We start from the raw sequence: 16,352 nt of genomic DNA, 5'->3' as shown, positions 1-16,352 counted from the left end.
CGTTCCCCCGCCCTGGGCCGGCTGTTCGCCCTGTTTAGTCGCGGTTTTCCCTTTGGTCGATTTTGGCGAGGGCGCGGTCGAGGGCTTCGGCCTCCGGTCCCAGCTCGGCCAGCAGGTCCGCCTGGAAGGCCTCGGCGATGCGGCCGAGCCGCGCCATCAGCGCCCGGCCCGCAGGCGTCAGCTCCAGCGCGACCAGCCGGCGGTCGGCCGCGTTGCCCGATTTCCGCACCAGCCCCGCCTCTTGCAGCCGCGAGGCGGCGCGGCTGACCATCGACTTGTCCAGATGCACCCGCGCCGTGATGTCGCGCACGCTCACCGCGCCGGAATGGGCCAGATGCGCCAGAACCCGCCATTCGGGCGTGCTCAGCCCCGCTTCGGCCTCGTAAAGCGCGGCAAAGCGGCGGCTCAGCCGCGCGGCCGCCACGGACAGGCGATAGGGCAGGAACCGGTCCAGATCGAATGACATGCGCTTCTCCTTGGCCGGCAGAACAGCAGAAAGCCGTTGCGCCTGCAATAAAGATCGGCCCGGATGCAGATCCGCATTGACATCGTTGCCATCGCAATGACATAATCGTTGCAACTGCAATGACACCGCAGGGAGGAGCCCCATGACCCAGCACGACCTGCCCCCCGGCATGACCCGCGCCGCCGTCGCCACCGGCACGCATCCGGGCTACATGCCCGGCTTCGGCAACGATTTCGAGACCGAGGCGCTGCCCGGCGCCCTGCCGCAGGGCCAGAACAGCCCGCAGAAATGCGAATACGGGCTTTATGCCGAGCAGCTGTCGGGCACCGCCTTCACCGCGCCGCGCGGCCAGAACGAGCGGACCTGGTGCTATCGCATCCGGCCCTCGGTCCGCCATACCGGCGATTTCGCGGCGATCGATCTGCCGCATTGGAAGACGGCGCCGAACCTGCGCGACGACATCGTCAGCCTGGGCCAGTATCGCTGGGACCCGATCCCGGTCCCGGAGGAGGAGCTGACCTGGATCACCGGCATGCGCAGCATGACCACGGCCGGCGACGTGAACATCCAGGTCGGCATGGCGTCGCATGTCTACCTGGTCACCCGCTCGATGCAGGACGAATATTTCTTCTCGGCCGACAGCGAGTTGCTGGTGGTCCCGCAAGAGGGCCGGCTGCGCTTCTGCACCGAGCTGGGGGTGATCGACCTGGAGCCGCGGGAAATCGCCATCCTGCCGCGCGGCCTGGTCTACCGCGTCGAGGTGCTGGAGGGCCCGGCCCGCGGCTTCGTCTGCGAGAATTACGGCCAGAAGTTCGACCTGCCGGGCCGCGGCCCGATCGGCGCCAATTGCCTGGCCAATCCGCGCGACTTCAAATGCCCGGTCGCCGCCTTCGAGGACCGCGAGGCGCGCTCGCGCGTGGTGATCAAGTGGTGCGGCCGGTTCCACGAGACCTGGATCGACCACAGCCCGCTGGACGTGGTGGCCTGGCACGGGAATTACTGCCCCTACAAATACGACCTGCGCACCTATTCGCCGGTGGGCGCGATCCTGTTCGACCATCCCGACCCGTCGATCTTCACCGTGCTGACCGCGCCCTCGGGCCAGGAGGGCACGGCGAATATCGACTTCGTGCTGTTCCGCGAGCGCTGGATGGTGGCCGAGCACAGCTTCCGCCCGCCCTGGTATCACAAGAACATCATGTCCGAGCTGATGGGCAACATCTACGGCATCTACGACGCCAAGCCGCAGGGCTTTGCGCCGGGCGGCATCAGCCTGCACAATTGCATGCTGCCGCACGGCCCGGACCGCGACGCCTTCGAGGGCGCCAGCAACGCCGATCTGAAGCCCGAGAAGCTGGAGGAGACCATGAGCTTCATGTTCGAGACCCGCTTTCCCCAGCACCTCACCGAATTCGCTGCGCGCGAGGCCCCGATGCAGAAGGACTATATCGAAGTCTGGAACCGGCTCGAGAAGAAGTTCGACGGAACGCCAGGCGTCAAGTGAGGCCCCAAGGTCGAAGGCCGAGGGCCGAGGGCCGAGAGCCGGGGATATTTGCACAAGAAAGAAGGAGGCCGGATGTGGCTCTATTGCGGTCCTGGCTCGAAAGCGCCGCAAAGGCCAGCAGCATCCAGCCGCCCAGAGAGCATCGGACGCCGGGAGCACGGCACGGCCCACGAAACCAGGCCCGGCATTACCACCTGCCGGGTCGTCAACGGTGGAGCCCACGAACCTGAAGCCGATCTCGCCTGACTTGCCGGCAGCGATGATCCATAGTCACCCATGAAAGGCCGCCTGACCAGGAAGAACGACCCAGGTCGGGGGATATGGCATGAGACGAAATCCACTCGTCATCTCCACAGCGCTTGTCCCGGACCGACTGCGCCGCCTGCCTCTGCCGAAAACCGCTGGAACGGACGGACCGCCCCCATGTCTGGCCCACCGGATCGGGCGAGGATATGGCCCCATTCAACGCGCGCCCTCGGTTTCCTTCGACAAGTTCCTTTCCGATGTCCTCGACGACCTGGACAACCCGCTTTTCCTGTCGGGACATGCCCGCAAGGATCGCCTCGTCTTGCTGGGCGACATCAGCTATTCGTCAATGGACGTGGACTATGAAAGCGGCGGCACGCGGCTCGACGTGACCATGGCCGAACCGCTTTCGGCATGACCTGGCGTTTCTGAGCGGAGATGGACGATGTTTCGAAAACTGGCCGCAGCCTTTGCGCTGACCGCGACCCTGACGGCCCCCGTGGCCGAGGCCTGCACCCGCGTGACCTATCTCGGCCCGGAGGGGCGCGTCCTGACCGGCCGCTCCATGGACTGGAGCATGCCGATGGTGAGCAATCTCTGGCTGTTTCCCAAGGGCATGAAACGCGACGGCGCGGCCGGGCCGCGTTCGGTCGAGTGGGTCTCGAAATACGGCAGCGTCGTCGTGTCGGGCTATGACATCTCGACCGTGGACGGCATGAACGAGGAGGGGCTGGTGGCGAACATGCTGTGGCTGCTTCAGTCGCGATACCCCGAGGATGACGGGCAGACGCCGCGCATGTCGCTGGCCGTCTGGGCGCAGTTCTTCCTGGACAATTTCGCGACCGTGGACGAGGCGGTGCAATATCTGCGCGCGCATCCCTTCGACACGGTGACCAAGGACGTTCCCGCCCAGCCCGGCAAGCTGACCACGGTGCATCTGTCGCTGTCGGATGCGACGGGCGACAGTGCGATCCTGGAATGGATCGACGGCGAATTGCAGATCCATCACGGCCGCCAGTATCGCGTCATGACGAACGACCCGCCCTATGACCAGCAACTGGCGATCACCGATTACTGGAAGGGGATGAACCCACGCGAGACCCTCCCCGGGACCACCCGCGCCGCCGACCGCTTCGTGCGCGCCAGCACCTATGTCGACATGGTCGCGCAAAGCGACGATCCGCGCATTGCCGCCTCCGCGGTGTTCAGCGTGGTGCGCAATGCCTCAGTCCCCTACGGCGTCAGCATTCCCGACGCGCCCAACCTGTCCACCACGCGCTGGCGGGTCGTGGCCGATCAGAAAAGCCGCCTCTATTACGTCGAATCGGCGATCTCGCCCAATACCTTCTGGGTCGACCTGAAGGAGCTGGATTTTTCCGAAGGCGCGCCCGTGCGCAAACTGGACCTGGGCGTGGACATGGCGACGATCCATGCGGGCGAGAGTTCGGACGCCTTCGCCGATGCGGAGCCCTTCCCCTTCGAGCCGGCGGATTAGGCCGCGCCAAGGCCCCCGACGAGGATCGCCGTTCCCGGCCGGCCGCAGAGCGCCGCCGCCGCATACCCGGTGCGTCACCGGCTTTTCAGCAAAGGCGGCGGCAGGCTGCGCCAAGATGGATTGGCAGGGGGCTGCACAGAAGGCCCCTCTGGACCTGTTCACCGGATCGGACGAGCCTGCGTGAAACCGAAAGGTGCTCGATTCCCACAGACATTCCTGCCACCCCCGAACGGGGCGCCATGGATCCATCTGCAAGGGGGGAAGTGGTAGCGGAGGAGGGATTTGAACCCCCGACACAAGGATTATGATTCCTCTGCTCTAACCAGCTGAGCTACTCCGCCACGGGTGCGTGCGATTTACGGTGCGCGGCGGGGAGCGTCAAGGGGCCGAAAGCAGCTTTGTCAAAGTTTTTGACCAACCTGCCGCGCAGTCGGCCCCATTCGCCACGACAGCCGCCGGCCAGCTTCTTCGTTCCCCAAAATACTCAAAAAAACACGCGCGGCGGCGCGACCAAAACCGCCGCCACCCGCGTGGAAAAGCCCGTGCAATCAGACCGAAATCCCGCTGCGTCCCGCCAGGTCGGTAAAGAACTGCCAGGCCACCCGGCCCGAGCGCGAGCCGCGGGTCGCCTGCCATTCGATGGCCTCGGCACGCAGCCGATCCTCGGGGATCTGCAGGTCGTAGGCGTCGCAATAGCCGCGCACCATGGCGAGGTATTCGTCCTGCGAACAGGGATGGAAACCCAGCCACAGCCCGAAACGGTCCGAGAGCGAGACCTTTTCCTCGACCGCCTCGCCGGGATGGATCGCGGTCGAACGCTCGTTGTCGATCATGTCGCGCGGCATCAGATGGCGCCGGTTCGAGGTGGCGTAAAGGATCACGTTGGCCGGCCGGCCCGAGATGCCGCCGTCCAGCACCGCCTTGAGCGACTTGTATTGGGTGTCGTCATGGCTGAAGGACAGGTCGTCCGAGAACAGTACGAAGCGGCGGTCGCTCGCCCGGCCCAGGATCGCCAGCAGCCGCCCGACCGAGCCCAGGTCCTCGCGCGCGATCTCGACCAGAACCAGGGGCAGGCCCTGGCGCACCGCCTCGGCATGCACCGCCTTGACCAGCGAGCTTTTTCCCATCCCGCGCGAACCCCAGAGCAGCGCATTGTTCGCCGCATGGCCGCGGGCGAATTGCAGCGTATTCGCCAGGAGCGTGTCGCGCGCCCGGTCGATGCCGATCAACTGCACCAGATCGACGCGGTTGACCTCGGCGACTGGCTCCAGCCGGTCGGGATCGGGTTGCCAGACATAGGCGGTCGCCTCGGTGAAACTCGGCTCGGCCGCGGGCGGCGGCGACATGCGTTCCAGCGCCGCGGCGATGCGCGACAGGGCTTCTTCAGACATCGGCTTCCCGTTCTTCCAGTTCGCGTTTCTTCTCGATCCGGCGCACGAGGAAGATCGACACCTCGTAAAGCCCGTAGATCACAGTAAACAGCACGATCTGGCTGATGACGTCGGGCGGGGTGACGATGGCGGCCAGTATCAGGATCACCACGATGGCATAGCGGCGCACGCTGCCCAGCCCCTCGGAAGACACCAGCCCCGCCTTGCCCATCAGCGTAAGCGCCACGGGCAACTGGAAGGACAGGCCGAAGGCCAGGATGAACTTGGTGGTCAGCGTCAGGTATTCGCTGACCGAGCCCTGGAAGACGATCCCGGCCAGATGCGGATTCTGCTCGGCCGCCGCCGGATCGTCGGGCAAGGCCAGCGGGCCCTGCTGGAAGCCCAGGAAGAAATCATAGGCCATGGGCAGGATGATGTAATAGGCGAAGGCCGCGCCGATCATGAACATCACCGGCGAAGCGACCAGGAACGGCAGGAAAGCCGCCTTTTCGCTGCGATACAGGCCCGGCGCGACAAAGCGCCAAAGCTGGTAGGCGATGATCGGGAAAGCCAGCACGAAGCCGCCCAGGAAAGAAATCTGGATGGCGACGAAGAAGCCTTCCTGAAGCTTCAGCAGGATCAGTCCGCATTCCTGCCCACGCGTCTCGAGTGCGTGACAGATCGGCCGGGTCAGGAAGTTGTAGATCGGGTTCCAGACCGTATAGCACAAAACCATCGCCACGACGAAGGCCAGGACCGACCAGATCAGCCGGGTCCGCAACTCAGCCAGATGCTCGATCAGCGGGGCCGAGCTGTCGTCGATGCTGTCGGGGTTCTTGTCGGATTTCGCGGACACTCAGCGATCTTTCGTATCGGAGCGGCGCACCGCATGCAGGCGGCGCTGGCCGGGTATGTGATCGTCGGCCGCGATCGACGCCGCCGGCGCGGCCTCCGGCCCGGACCCGGATGCGGCAGGGCTGTCGGAGGGGCTGCCGGCCGGGTTCGGGCCGTCGCCGGGCTCGGGCCCGGTCGCGCCCGGATCCGGCACGGCCTGCGTGCTGCGCGAGGGGGCCTTGGGTTCCCATTTCTCGAACCGATCGGCCGCGCGCTCCAAGGCATCCAGCCCCAGCGCCTTCTTCGACGTCAGCGACTTGACGTCGCGCAAGGCGTTGCCGGCCTCGTCCAGGCCGGCACTCTTGGCGGCATCTTCCATGGCGCTGGAAAACTCTCTCGCCATCGAGCGGGCGCGGGCCGTGATCCGTCCCAGCGAATGGAACAGATGCGGCAGATCCTTCGGCCCGATCACGATCAGCGCGACGATGCCGATCAGCAGCAGCTCGCTCCAGCCGATATCCAGCATTGCGATGTCCCGCGCCGGTTACGAACGGTCGGTGCCGTGCGGCGTGACGTCGCGCATGGCCTCGTTGGTCTGGGCCTGGGCGCGGGTCGCGTCCTCGGCCGGGCTCTGGCCGATGGGCTTCTTGGCGTCCTCGGCGGCGCGGTCATATTCCTCGGCGCCGTCCTTGACGCCCTTCTTGAATGCGGTGATGCCCTTGCCCACCTCGCCCATCAGGGACGAAACCTTGCCGCGCCCGAAAAGCACCAGCACCACCACCGCGATGAGCAAAAGCCCCGGAAGGCCGATGTTGTTCAGCATGTCGTTTCCACTCCTTGCCGGCAGTGCCGGCGTTGACGGGCCATATGTAGTCCTCGACCATTGCAATGCAAAGCCCAAACGAGCCCTTGTCTTCCCAACCATGGCAGCCCGGCGGAAAATCCGCCATGCTTTCCATCGCATGAAATCCGGGGAATAAAGTAACGATATGGAGATAACCCAGATCATCAGCGCCTTCGTCACGCTGTTCGTCGTGATCGACCCGGTGGGGCTTGCGCCGCTGTTCATCGCGCTGACCCGTGGCATGACGCCGCAGCGGCGGCGGCGAATCGGCTGGCGGGCATTGGCCATCGCGGCGGGGCTGATGACGCTTTTCGGCCTTGCGGGCGAGGCGATCCTGACCGGCATCGGCATCTCGCTTTCCGCCTTTCGCATCGCCGGCGGGCTGCTTCTGTTCCTGACCGCGCTCGACATGCTTTTCGAACGCCGCACCGAGCGGCGCGAGGGCCAGGCCAGGGACGATGACGACGACCCTTCGGTCTTTCCGCTGGCGACGCCGCTGCTGGCCGGTCCGGGGGCCTTGGCCACGATGATCCTGCTGGTCGGCCATGATGCGAGCGCCGCCCACACGCTGATGATCCATGGGGTCATGCTGGCGGTGCTGGGGATCGCCGCGGCGCTGTTCGCCGTCGCCGGGCCGATCGCCCATGTGCTGGGCCGCACCGGCACCATGGTCGTCACCCGGCTTTTCGGCATGCTGCTGGCAGCGCTGTCGATCCAGTTCGTGATCGACGGGCTCAAGGGCTCGGGGCTGGTCTGATGGGCGAGGAGTTCGGCCGCTTCGCCTATCTCGCGCTGCTGCTGGTCGCGGTCGGGGGCTTCCTGCTGGTCGAGCTGCGCAGCCGGCCGGGCCAGGCGCTGCGGCAGGCGGCGGCCTGGGCGCTGATCTTCCTGGGCGTCGTGGCGCTGGCCGGGCTGTGGGACGATATTCGCGGCACGGTCTCGCCCCAGGCGCGCATGCTGGAAGGCGGCCGGATCGAGGTGCCCATCGGCAATGACGGCCATTACCACCTGACGGCGGAGGTGAACGGCACGCCGGTGCGCTTTGTCATCGACACCGGCGCCAGCACCATTGCGCTTGGGCCCAGGGATGCGGCCCGGGTCGGCATCGACCCCGACGGCCTTGCCTATGCCGGGCAGGCGCGCACCGCGAACGGCATCGTCCAGACCGCGACCGTTCTGCTCGATTCGGTCGCCATCGGCGATATCCGCGACACCCGCGTCCCGGCCGTGGTGCTGCGCGCCGATCTCAGCCAGTCGCTGATGGGCATGTCCTACCTGTCGCGCTTTGCCCGCGTCAGCATCGAGGGCAACCGGCTCATCCTCGAACGCTGATCCGCCCCGTCCTGCCCGGATAGGGGCTGGGGCAGGCTCGCGAAGACCCGCGCCTACTGCTTGCGCTCCCAGCGCCCGCCGGCTTCGGACCAGTATTCCGCCGCCACGTCCTCGGCCTTCAGCGCCCGCCATTGCGCGCGGGCACGCTCCAGCGCCTCGGGGTCGTTGCCGTCGAAGATGAGGCAGGCCCGTTCCAGCGCCAGGCATTCCGCGCCGGAAACCTCGGCCCCGTCCAGCGCGATCAGGCAGCGCGCCGCATTCGCCGCCGCCTGGCCCTCGACGGTCAGCAGCACCGGCTGGCGCGCGTCGTGCGGCCCGCCGGCCAGGCCATGCGGCAGGAAACCCTCGCGCAGCCACAGCGCCTCGTCCAGCGCCACCTGCCGCGCCCGGTCCCTGCCCCGCAGCTCGACCCGCCAGCCCGCCTGCAGGCTCTTGCCGATCAGCATCGGCAAGAGCTGCGCCGGACCCGAGCGGGTCAGGTGATAGAACAGGGCCGAACCCATCAGCCCTGCTTCTCGAAGCGGTCGCGCACCAGCCGGTCCAGCGTCATCACGCCCCAGCCCGAGGCGCCCTTGGGGGCCAGCGCGGTTTCGGCGGGCGGCAAGGCGACCCCGGCGATGTCCAGATGCACCCAGGGCACGTCCTCGCGCACGAAGCGCTGCAGGAACTGCGCGGCGGTGATCGAGCCCGCCGGGCGGCCGCCGGTGTTCTTGATGTCGGCCAGGCGCGAATCGATCAGCTTATCGTAACCCGCTCCCAGCGGCAGGCGCCAGGCGCCCTCGCCCTCGGCCTTCGCGGCGTTCAGCACCGCCGCGGCGAAGGCGTCGTCATTCGAGAACACCCCGGCATGCTCGTGCCCCAGCGCGATGATGACGGCGCCGGTCAGCGTCGCCAGATCGACCATGGCGGCAGGCTTGAAGCGTTCCTGCGCATACCAGAGCACATCGGCCAGCACGAGCCGGCCCTCGGCATCGGTGTTGATGACCTCGATCGTGTCGCCCTTCATCGAGCGCACGATGTCGCCCGGGCGCTGCGCGCGGCCGTCGGGCATGTTCTCGACCAGGCCGACCAGCCCGACGACATTGGCCCGCGCCCGGCGCAGCGCCAGGGCGCGCATGACGCCGGCCACCACACCCGCGCCGCCCATGTCCATGGTCATCTCTTCCATGCCGGCGGCGGGCTTGATCGAGATGCCGCCGGTGTCGAAGACCACGCCCTTGCCGACCAGCGCCAGCGGCGCGGCCTCGCCGCCGCCGTTCCAGCGCATGACCACGACCTTGGACGGGCTCTCGGAGCCCTGCCCCACGGCCAGCAGCGCGCGCATTCCCTGCCTGGCCAGTTCGTCCTCTTCCAGCACCTCGACCTCCAGGCCCAGCTCGCGCATGGCAAGCAGGCGGTCGGCGAAGTCGCCGGTGGTCAGCACGTTCGCGGGCTCGTTCACCAGATCGCGGGTGAAGAACACGCCCTCGGCCAGCGCGGCACCGTCGGCCGCCGCGCGCGCCAGCGCCTCGGGGTCCTTGTGCATGAAGATCACCCGGCCGCGCGGCGTGGCGCCCGAGCCCGCGTCAGGGGTCGGCTCGGTCCCGCCGGCCGCGTCGGACAGGCGCGCATCCTCGGGTGCGCCGGTGCGGCTGGTGGTCGCGGCAGGCTCGGCCGGCGCCTCGCCCCCGGCAGCAGCACCGTTGTCGGATTTCTTCGTCTTGTAGGCCGAGAAGTCATAGGCCCGCAGCGCCAGCCCCAGCGCCACCTCGGCCGCACGGCCATGGTTGCCGGCCAGGACCAGCGTCTCGGCCTTGCCCAGTTTCGCGCCGATGCTCGCACCCGCGGCGCGCGCCGTCGCCACATCGGCATCGGCGGGCAACAGGACGAGTTGCAGCGCCTCGGCCTTCAGCCCGGCGGGAAAGGCCAGCTCCAGCGCCTTGCCGGGCTTGACCGCCTTCCACGCCTCCGACTCGACGGCCCGCGCCAGCGCCTCGCGCGTCGCGCGCGGCAGACCGGCGGGAAGCCGCCCGGCCTTCGGCACCAGGATGGCGATGCGGCCGGCCCGCCCGGCCAGCCCCGCGACATCCGTCGCCGTAAAGGAAATTTCGACCGGATGAGTCATGTTCCTGCCCTTCGCGTTGCTCCATCTTGGCGGAAACTAGTCACGCCCGCGCGGCTTGACCAGAGCCGGGGCTTTCCCAACGGTCGCGCAGCGGCTAATCAGTCGGGGTCCGAGCCCGCGAAAGCCCCCATGCCCCGCATCGACCGCTACATCCTGTCGCAATTCATGACCCTGTTCGGGTTCTTTGCGCTGGTGCTGGTCTCGGTCTACTGGATCAACCGCGCCGTCTCGCTGTTCGAGCAGTTGATCTCGGACGGGCAGACGGCACTGGTGGTGCTGGAATTCACCGCATTAACGTTGCCGCTGGTGATTTCGGTCGTGCTGCCCATCGCGGCCTTCGCGGCCAGCGCCTATGGCACCAACCGGCTGTCCTCGGAATCCGAGCTGGTGGCGATGCAGGCGACCGGCATGTCGCCCTGGCGGATGGCACGGCCGGTGCTGGTCTTCGGCGTGCTGGTCGCGCTGATGGTGGCGCTGCTGGTCCATGCCGTCGTGCCCATGGCGCGCGGACGGCTGGCCGACCGCCAGGCCGAGATCGCGCAGAACGTCACCGCGCAATTCCTGCGCGCCGGCGCGTTCCAGTATCCGGTCCGGGGGGTGACGCTTTACATCCGCGACATCGCGGCGGACGGGCGGCTGGTGGATTTCTTCCTGGAGGACGCCCGCAATCCCGACAGCCAGACCACCTATACCTCGACCGAGGCGCTGCTGGTCAGGACAGACGAGGGGCCGCGGCTGGTGATGATGCAGGGCATGGTGCAGAACCTGCGCCATGCGGGCAACCGCCAAAGCCTGTCGGTGACGCGGTTTTCCGAACTGGCCTACGACCTCGGCACGCTGATCGACACCGGAGAGAGCCGCAAGCGCGACCTGCGCGCCTATTCGACCCTGCGGCTGCTGGACCCCGATCCCGAATTGCTGGCCGCGACCGGCGCCACCCGCGACCGCGCCCTGGCCGAGGCGCATGAGCGGCTGGCCAAGCCCTTCCAGGCGCCGGTGGCGGCGCTGCTGGGCTTTGGCATGCTGCTTCTGGGCGGCTTCAGCCGCTTCGGGGTCTGGCGGCAGGTGGTCTGGGCGGTGGTCGCCCTGATCGTGGTGCAGTTCCTGAGCACGGCGGCCGAGAACCAGGTCGCCGGCAATGCCTCGCGCTGGCCGCTGATCTATGTCTCGCCGCTGGTCGGGGCGGCGATCTGCTGCGCCGTGCTGTGGCTTGCCGCACGACCGCGACGACTGCGCAACCCGTCAAGCACGCCGGCAGCGAAAGGAGGGGCGGCATGATCCTTTCGACCTATGTCGCGCGGCGCTTCCTGCGCATGCTGGTGATGATCGCGGCGATCTTCGGCGCCATCCTGTTCCTGATCGACATCGTCGAGCAGATCCGCCGCTTCTCGGACGAGAATATCGGGCTTTCGGGCGCGGCGGGGCTGTCGCTCCTGAACATCACCGCCAGTTTCTATTCCATCCTGCCGCTGATCACCGTGCTGGCGGGGATCGCGCTGTTTCTGAACCTGTCGCGCAGTTCGGAACTGGTGGCGATCCGCGCCTCGGGGCGCTCGGGCATCCGGGTGCTGGCGGCACCGGCCGTGACCGCGGCGCTGGCCGGGATGCTGGCGGTGGCGGTGCTGAACCCGGTGGTGGCGGCGACCACGAAACGCTATGACGACGCGGTCGCGCAGATGCGCAGCGGCGGCGGCCAGACCGTCAGCGTCGGCGACAATGCGGTCTGGCTGCGCCAGGCGCTGCCGACGCGCAACGGGAACGGGGACGAGACCTCGGGCCAGGTCGTGATCCGGGCAAGCCGCGCAAGCCCCGACGCCACCACGCTTTACGATGCGACCTTCATGGTATTCGCGCCCGATACCGGCCCGACCCGGCGCATCGACGCGGCCACGGCCCGGCTGACGCAGGGTGCGTGGGAGCTGACCGACATCAAGGAATGGCCGCTGACCCAACCCAATCCCGAGACCATGGCCCGCACCGCGCCGCGGCTGGAACTGCCCACCGACCTGACCGCCGCCCGCATCCGCGACAGTTTCGGCCGGCCCGAGGCGATCCCGGTCTGGCAACTGCCCGCCTTCATCAAGGGGCTGGAGCGGGCGGGCTTCTCGGCCCAGCGCCACAAGGTCTGGTTCCAGATGGAGCTGGCCCGGCCGCTGCTGCTGGCGGCCATGATCGCCATTGCGGCCGTGTTCACCATGCGCCACATGCGCGGGCGCAGGATGGGGTTGCTGGTCCTGGGCGCCTTTGGCTGCGGCATCGGGCTGTTCTTCCTGCGCAACCTGGCGCAGGTGCTGGGCGACAATGGCGGCATCCCGCCGGCCCTGGCCGGCTGGGCGCCGCCCATCGTGGCGCTGCTTTTCGCCCTTGGGGCGCTCTTGCGGCTGGAGGACGGCTGATGGCACGCAGGCACAAGGGACGACACGGACGCCAGGCGGCCGGAACGGCGGCACGCGCCGCGCTGCTGGCGGCATTCCTGCCGGGCCTGGCGCTGGGGCAAAGCCTGACGCCCGAGGGTCAGACCCTGCCGATCTATGGCCAGTCCGAAGAGGGGACGCAGGCCCCGGCCGGCCCCGCGCTGGCCCCGACCGAGGATCTGGACAGCAATGCCCGCTATGCCGACGGCACCGAGGCGTCGCATACGCCGCGCATCGCCGCACGGCCCGGCGCGGTACGTATCACTGGCAGCGAAGACGAGGGCGAAGGCAGCCCGGCCACGCTGCTGGCCGATCAGGTCACGCTGGGCGCGGACAACAGGCTGACCGCCTCGGGCGGGGTGGTGATCTGGTATCGCGGTGCGCGGCTGATCGCCTCGCGCGTGATCTACGACAACGAAACCGGCGCGGCGGTGATCGAGGGGCCGATCCACCTGACCGAACCCGCACGGGCGGGCACGCCCCAGGAAACCATCCTGGTCGCCGACAGCGCCCAGCTGGACCCGAACATGCAGGACGGAATCCTGCGCGGCGCCCGGCTGGTGCTGGCGCGCGAGATGCAGATGGCCGCGCGCGAGATGCGCCGCAGCGAAAACGGCGCCGTCACCCGGCTGGACAACGTCGTCGCCTCCAGCTGCCAGATCTGCGCCGAGGACCCGTTCCCGCTATGGGAGATCCGCGCCCGCGCCATCACCCATGACGCGCGCACGAACACGCTGCATTTCGACCGCCCGCAGTTCCGCGCGCTCGGCATGCCCATCGCGAGCCTGCCCCGGCTGACGGCGCCCGATCCCACCGTCGAGCGGATGACCGGCTTTCTGCGGCCGCAGTTCCGCACCACCTCGGGGCTGGGTTTCGGCATCAAGCTGCCCTATTTCATCACGCTGGGCGAACATGCCGACATCACGCTGACGCCCTATGTGGCCACCTCGCGCACCCGCACGCTGGAGCTGCGCTATCGCCAGGCCTTCAGCAACGGCGCGATGGAATGGAACGGCGCCATCTCGCGCGACGACATCGAGGAGGGCGAGACCCGCGGCTATCTGTTCGGCGGCGCGCGCTTCGAACTGCCGCGCGGCTACATGCTGGGCCTGCAGATCCAGATGGCCAGCAACCGCGCCTATCTGCTGGATTACGACATCTCCAGCGCCGACCGGCTGTGGAGCGGGCTGACGCTGGACCGGGTGCGCCGCGACCGCATGGTCATGGCGCGGATCGGCAATTACGAATCGCTGCGCGACGACGAAGCCGAGGAATTCGCCCCCTCGGTGGTCGCCGACGCGCTGTGGAAGCGGCGCTGGACCCCTGGCCGGATCGGCGGCATCGCCAGCCTGGAATGGTCGCTGCACGCCCATCGCCGCTCGTCCAGCCAGGATCGTGACGGGCGCGACATGGCGCGCGGCTCGGTCATGCTGGGCTGGCAACGCAGCGAGATCCTGCCGGGCGGCCTGGTCGGCGCCGCCCAGGCTCAGGTGAACGCCGATTTCTACCGCATCACCCAGGACAGCGAGTACGACGACTGGGTGATGCGGGCCGATCCGACGCTGGCGGTCGAGCTGCGCTGGCCGCTGGCGCGCCATTCAGGCAGCGTGACCCATATCATCGAGCCGGTGGCGCAGCTCGTCTGGTCGCCCGAACGCGAAGCCGAGGACGACGTCCCGAACGAGGACAGCCGGCTGATCGAGTTCGACGAGGGCAACCTTTTCTCGCTCAACCGCTTTCCCGGCTGGGACGCGCGCGAATCCGGCCTCCGCGCCAATCTGGGCGTCGGCTGGACGCGGATCGATCCGGCAGGCTGGTCCATCGGCCTGACCGCGGGCCGCGTCTTTCGCACCGAACCCGACCCCGCCTTTGCCTTTGCCGGCCCGGACGGCCCGGATTTCACCGGCCCGCAGGGCAAGAAACGCTCGGACTGGCTGCTGGCGGCGCATTATTCCGGCGCGAACGGGCTGGCGATCGCGAACCGGGCGCTGTTTGACGACAGCTTCTCGATCAGCCGCAACGAATTGCGTCTGGGCTGGTTCCAGCCGGGACTGCAGGTCTCGGCCGGGTATCTCTGGCTCGATTCGGATGAAAGCGAAAATCGCGAAAGCGACGTTTCCGAACTGACCATGGCCGGGGGCTGGCAGCTGGCGCAGGGCTGGTGGGCCACGACCGAGACACGCTACGACTTTACCGCCGACCGCGCGCAGAAGGCGCAGCTGGGGCTGGAATATCGCAACGAATGCATAACCGTGGAAATGTCGGTCGAGCGGCGCTTTACCTCGCTGGGCGAGGTGCGGCCGGACACCCGCTTCGATCTGGGCATCCGGCTGGGCGGCTTTGGCCAGCAAAAGCCCGGTCCGGGAACGGTGGCGCGCCGCGCCTGCCTGCGCTAATGTCCGGCGAAACCATGCGGCGAGGGAGCTGATGCGGCGAATTCTTCTGGGGGCGGCCATGGCCGCGATGCTGGCAGCAGGCGGGGTTGCCCCGGCCTTTGCACAGGGCAATCCGTTCCAGCCGCTGGTCTATGTCAACGATTCGGTCGTCACCCGATACGAGCTGGACCAGCGCATGCGCTTCCTGCAGATCCTGCGCGCGCCCGATGGCGACCGCGCCTCGGCCGAGCAGGCGCTGATCGACGACCGCTTGCGCCTCTTTGCCGCGCGCCAGATGGGCATTGCCGCCAGCGACGCCCAGATCGATGCCGGCCTGGCCGAATTCGCCGGCCGCGCCAACATGGATGTCGAGGAATTTACCCGTGCGCTGGCCCAGGCCGGGGTCGAACAGCAGACCTTCCGCGACTTCATCGCCGCCGGCGTGGTCTGGCGCGAACTGGTGCGCCAGCGCCTCGTGCCGCAGGTCCAGGTCAGCGACGCCGAACTGGACCAGGAGATGCAGCGGGTGATCGAGACGCCGCGCATCACCCATGTCGCCCTGTCCGAACTGATCATTCCCGCCCCGCCCGGCCAGGAGGCGCAGGCCATGCGCCTTGCGGAATCGCTGGTGCAGAGCGTACGTTCCGAGGCGGATTTCGCGGCCGCGGCGCGGCAGCATTCGGCGACTCCCTCGGCCGAGAACGGCGGCCGCCTGCCCTGGGCGCCGCTTGAGAACCTGCCGCCCTCGCTGCGGCCGATCATCCTGTCGATGCAGAACGGCCAGATCAGCCAGCCCCTGACGGTCGAGGGCGCAGTGGTGCTGTTCTATCTGCGCGACAGCCGCGGCACGCTGCGGCCGGGCGCCAAGGAGCAGGTGCTCGACTATGTGCGCTTTCGCCTGGCCAGCACCGCCGAGGCGAACCGGATCGCCGCACTTTCTGACACATGCGCCGATCTTTTCGTGCATGCCCGCAACCTGCCGCCCGAGCAGATCCAGCGCCAGACCCTGTCGCAGGGCCAGATCCCGACCGCCGAGGCGATCCGGCTGGCGGTGCTGGACGACAACGAATCGACCATCGTCAGCCAGGGCGGCTCGGCCGAGATCCTGATGCTGTGCAAGCGCCAGTCCGCACTGCTGGCAGGCAATGCGCAAGAGGCGCCGGTGCCGGTGACCGCCGAAGGCGAAGAGGGTGCTGCGCCCGATCCCGATGCGCTGCCCGACCGCGAGCAGATGCGCGGCCAGATCTTCAGCCGCAAGGTCGGGCAGGCGGCCGACAACTACCTGGCCGAGTTGCGCGCCAATGCGATCATCCGCCGGCCGTAAGCCCGGTTGAGACGCCGGGGGCGCTTCGCCCCCCGGACCCCCAG

General features: G+C 68.1%; 16 protein-coding genes and 1 tRNA gene. 9 read left to right on the top strand and 8 right to left on the bottom strand.

All coding sequences use genetic code 11. The features are described 5' to 3' along the window. Positions 1 to 34 precede the first annotated feature (34 nt). The gene (locus BLT64_RS14255; protein ID WP_011747253.1) at positions 35 to 466 is read right to left on the bottom strand and encodes a MarR family winged helix-turn-helix transcriptional regulator; all 432 of its coding nucleotides are present in this window, start codon (positions 464 to 466) and stop codon (positions 35 to 37) included. 142 nt (positions 467 to 608) lie between these two features. Between BLT64_RS14255 and hmgA the strand changes: the two genes are divergently transcribed. The 3 genes from hmgA (at position 609) to BLT64_RS14245 (ending at position 3,711) form a co-directional block, all read left to right on the top strand. Then, entirely contained in the window at positions 609 to 1,970 is a 1,362-nt protein-coding gene (hmgA, locus tag BLT64_RS14250; RefSeq protein WP_011747252.1) for a homogentisate 1,2-dioxygenase, read from the top strand. Positions 1,971 to 2,295: 325 nt separating this feature from the next. Continuing rightward, positions 2,296 to 2,634: a hypothetical protein gene (locus tag BLT64_RS26415; protein WP_011747251.1), complete on the top strand. Its 339-nt coding sequence runs from the start codon at positions 2,296 to 2,298 to the stop codon at positions 2,632 to 2,634. Positions 2,635 to 2,661: 27 nt separating this feature from the next. After that, a complete protein-coding gene (locus BLT64_RS14245) occupies positions 2,662 to 3,711 on the top strand; it encodes a linear amide C-N hydrolase (protein WP_011747250.1) in 1,050 nt (349 codons plus the stop codon). Positions 3,712 to 3,975: 264 nt separating this feature from the next. On the opposite strand, the gene BLT64_RS14240 is transcribed toward BLT64_RS14245, so the two are convergent. From BLT64_RS14240 to BLT64_RS14220, 5 genes are all read right to left on the bottom strand, one after another. Next, positions 3,976 to 4,052: transfer RNA gene (locus BLT64_RS14240), tRNA-Met, on the bottom strand. A gap of 207 nt (positions 4,053 to 4,259) precedes the next feature. Next, complete coding sequence (locus BLT64_RS14235) at positions 4,260 to 5,102, bottom strand: ATP-binding protein (protein ID WP_011747249.1); 843 nt, start codon at positions 5,100 to 5,102, stop codon at positions 4,260 to 4,262. Then, complete coding sequence (gene tatC / locus BLT64_RS14230; protein WP_011747248.1) at positions 5,095 to 5,937, bottom strand: twin-arginine translocase subunit TatC; 843 nt, start codon at positions 5,935 to 5,937, stop codon at positions 5,095 to 5,097. The genes BLT64_RS14235 and tatC overlap by 8 nt, the downstream gene beginning before the upstream one ends. Further along, entirely contained in the window at positions 5,938 to 6,441 is a 504-nt protein-coding gene (gene tatB, locus BLT64_RS14225; RefSeq protein WP_011747247.1) for a Sec-independent protein translocase protein TatB, read from the bottom strand. An 18-nt stretch (positions 6,442 to 6,459) separates the two neighbouring features. After that, the gene (locus BLT64_RS14220; RefSeq protein WP_011747246.1) at positions 6,460 to 6,738 is read right to left on the bottom strand and encodes a twin-arginine translocase TatA/TatE family subunit; all 279 of its coding nucleotides are present in this window, start codon (positions 6,736 to 6,738) and stop codon (positions 6,460 to 6,462) included. 166 nt (positions 6,739 to 6,904) lie between these two features. Between BLT64_RS14220 and BLT64_RS14215 the strand changes: the two genes are divergently transcribed. Continuing rightward, positions 6,905 to 7,516: a MarC family protein gene (locus BLT64_RS14215; RefSeq protein WP_011747245.1), complete on the top strand. Its 612-nt coding sequence runs from the start codon at positions 6,905 to 6,907 to the stop codon at positions 7,514 to 7,516. Beyond that, positions 7,516 to 8,091: a retropepsin-like aspartic protease family protein gene (locus tag BLT64_RS14210; RefSeq protein WP_011747244.1), complete on the top strand. Its 576-nt coding sequence runs from the start codon at positions 7,516 to 7,518 to the stop codon at positions 8,089 to 8,091. The genes BLT64_RS14215 and BLT64_RS14210 overlap by 1 nt, the downstream gene beginning before the upstream one ends. Before the next feature lie 53 nt (positions 8,092 to 8,144). On the opposite strand, the gene BLT64_RS14205 is transcribed toward BLT64_RS14210, so the two are convergent. Together BLT64_RS14205 and BLT64_RS14200 are read right to left on the bottom strand one after the other, a co-directional pair. Further along, a complete protein-coding gene (locus BLT64_RS14205; protein WP_011747243.1) occupies positions 8,145 to 8,594 on the bottom strand; it encodes a DNA polymerase III subunit chi in 450 nt (149 codons plus the stop codon). Next, positions 8,594 to 10,195 carry a leucyl aminopeptidase gene (locus BLT64_RS14200; protein WP_011747242.1) on the bottom strand — a complete coding sequence of 534 codons (1,602 nt, stop codon included), beginning with the start codon at positions 10,193 to 10,195 and terminating at the stop codon, positions 8,594 to 8,596. The genes BLT64_RS14205 and BLT64_RS14200 overlap by 1 nt, the downstream gene beginning before the upstream one ends. Positions 10,196 to 10,324: 129 nt before the next feature. Here BLT64_RS14200 and lptF point away from each other — a divergent pair, with 129 nt between their 5' ends. From lptF to BLT64_RS14180, 4 genes are read left to right on the top strand one after another with little or no spacing between them, the layout of a single operon-like run. Then, positions 10,325 to 11,473: an LPS export ABC transporter permease LptF gene (lptF, locus tag BLT64_RS14195; RefSeq protein ID WP_011747241.1), complete on the top strand. Its 1,149-nt coding sequence runs from the start codon at positions 10,325 to 10,327 to the stop codon at positions 11,471 to 11,473. Beyond that, positions 11,470 to 12,591 (top strand): LPS export ABC transporter permease LptG, encoded by a 1,122-nt coding sequence (gene lptG / locus BLT64_RS14190; RefSeq protein WP_011747240.1) that lies wholly within the window; start codon positions 11,470 to 11,472, stop codon positions 12,589 to 12,591. The genes lptF and lptG overlap by 4 nt, the downstream gene beginning before the upstream one ends. Further along, the gene (locus BLT64_RS14185) at positions 12,591 to 15,005 is read left to right on the top strand and encodes an LPS-assembly protein LptD (RefSeq protein ID WP_011747239.1); all 2,415 of its coding nucleotides are present in this window, start codon (positions 12,591 to 12,593) and stop codon (positions 15,003 to 15,005) included. The genes lptG and BLT64_RS14185 overlap by 1 nt, the downstream gene beginning before the upstream one ends. Beyond that, positions 14,950 to 16,308, top strand: coding sequence for a peptidylprolyl isomerase (locus BLT64_RS14180; RefSeq protein WP_260154932.1), 1,359 nt, complete (start codon positions 14,950 to 14,952; stop codon positions 16,306 to 16,308). The genes BLT64_RS14185 and BLT64_RS14180 overlap by 56 nt, the downstream gene beginning before the upstream one ends. Positions 16,309 to 16,352: the final 44 nt, after the last annotated feature.

This window comes from Paracoccus denitrificans (assembly GCF_900100045.1).
Lineage (GTDB): Bacteria > Pseudomonadota > Alphaproteobacteria > Rhodobacterales > Rhodobacteraceae > Paracoccus > Paracoccus denitrificans.
The sequence above is the reverse complement of the archived record's forward strand: the minus strand, read 5'-3'. Positions and strand labels throughout refer to the sequence as shown.

Excerpts from the sequence above, each read along its gene's own strand:
- BLT64_RS14255 (WP_011747253.1), bottom strand. The coding sequence starts at position 466 with ATGTCATTCGATCTGGACCGGTTCCTGCCCTATCGCCTGTCCGTGGCG.
- hmgA (WP_011747252.1), top strand. The coding sequence starts at position 609 with ATGACCCAGCACGACCTGCCCCCCGGCATGACCCGCGCCGCCGTCGCC.
- BLT64_RS26415 (WP_011747251.1), top strand. The coding sequence starts at position 2,296 with ATGAGACGAAATCCACTCGTCATCTCCACAGCGCTTGTCCCGGACCGA.
- BLT64_RS14245 (WP_011747250.1), top strand. The coding sequence starts at position 2,662 with ATGTTTCGAAAACTGGCCGCAGCCTTTGCGCTGACCGCGACCCTGACG.
- BLT64_RS14235 (WP_011747249.1), bottom strand. The coding sequence starts at position 5,102 with ATGTCTGAAGAAGCCCTGTCGCGCATCGCCGCGGCGCTGGAACGCATG.
- tatB (WP_011747247.1), bottom strand. The coding sequence starts at position 6,441 with ATGCTGGATATCGGCTGGAGCGAGCTGCTGCTGATCGGCATCGTCGCG.
- BLT64_RS14220 (WP_011747246.1), bottom strand. The coding sequence starts at position 6,738 with ATGCTGAACAACATCGGCCTTCCGGGGCTTTTGCTCATCGCGGTGGTG.
- BLT64_RS14215 (WP_011747245.1), top strand. The coding sequence starts at position 6,905 with ATGGAGATAACCCAGATCATCAGCGCCTTCGTCACGCTGTTCGTCGTG.
- BLT64_RS14210 (WP_011747244.1), top strand. The coding sequence starts at position 7,516 with ATGGGCGAGGAGTTCGGCCGCTTCGCCTATCTCGCGCTGCTGCTGGTC.
- BLT64_RS14205 (WP_011747243.1), bottom strand. The coding sequence starts at position 8,594 with ATGGGTTCGGCCCTGTTCTATCACCTGACCCGCTCGGGTCCGGCGCAG.
- BLT64_RS14200 (WP_011747242.1), bottom strand. The coding sequence starts at position 10,195 with ATGACTCATCCGGTCGAAATTTCCTTTACGGCGACGGATGTCGCGGGG.
- lptF (WP_011747241.1), top strand. The coding sequence starts at position 10,325 with ATGCCCCGCATCGACCGCTACATCCTGTCGCAATTCATGACCCTGTTC.
- lptG (WP_011747240.1), top strand. The coding sequence starts at position 11,470 with ATGATCCTTTCGACCTATGTCGCGCGGCGCTTCCTGCGCATGCTGGTG.
- BLT64_RS14185 (WP_011747239.1), top strand. The coding sequence starts at position 12,591 with ATGGCACGCAGGCACAAGGGACGACACGGACGCCAGGCGGCCGGAACG.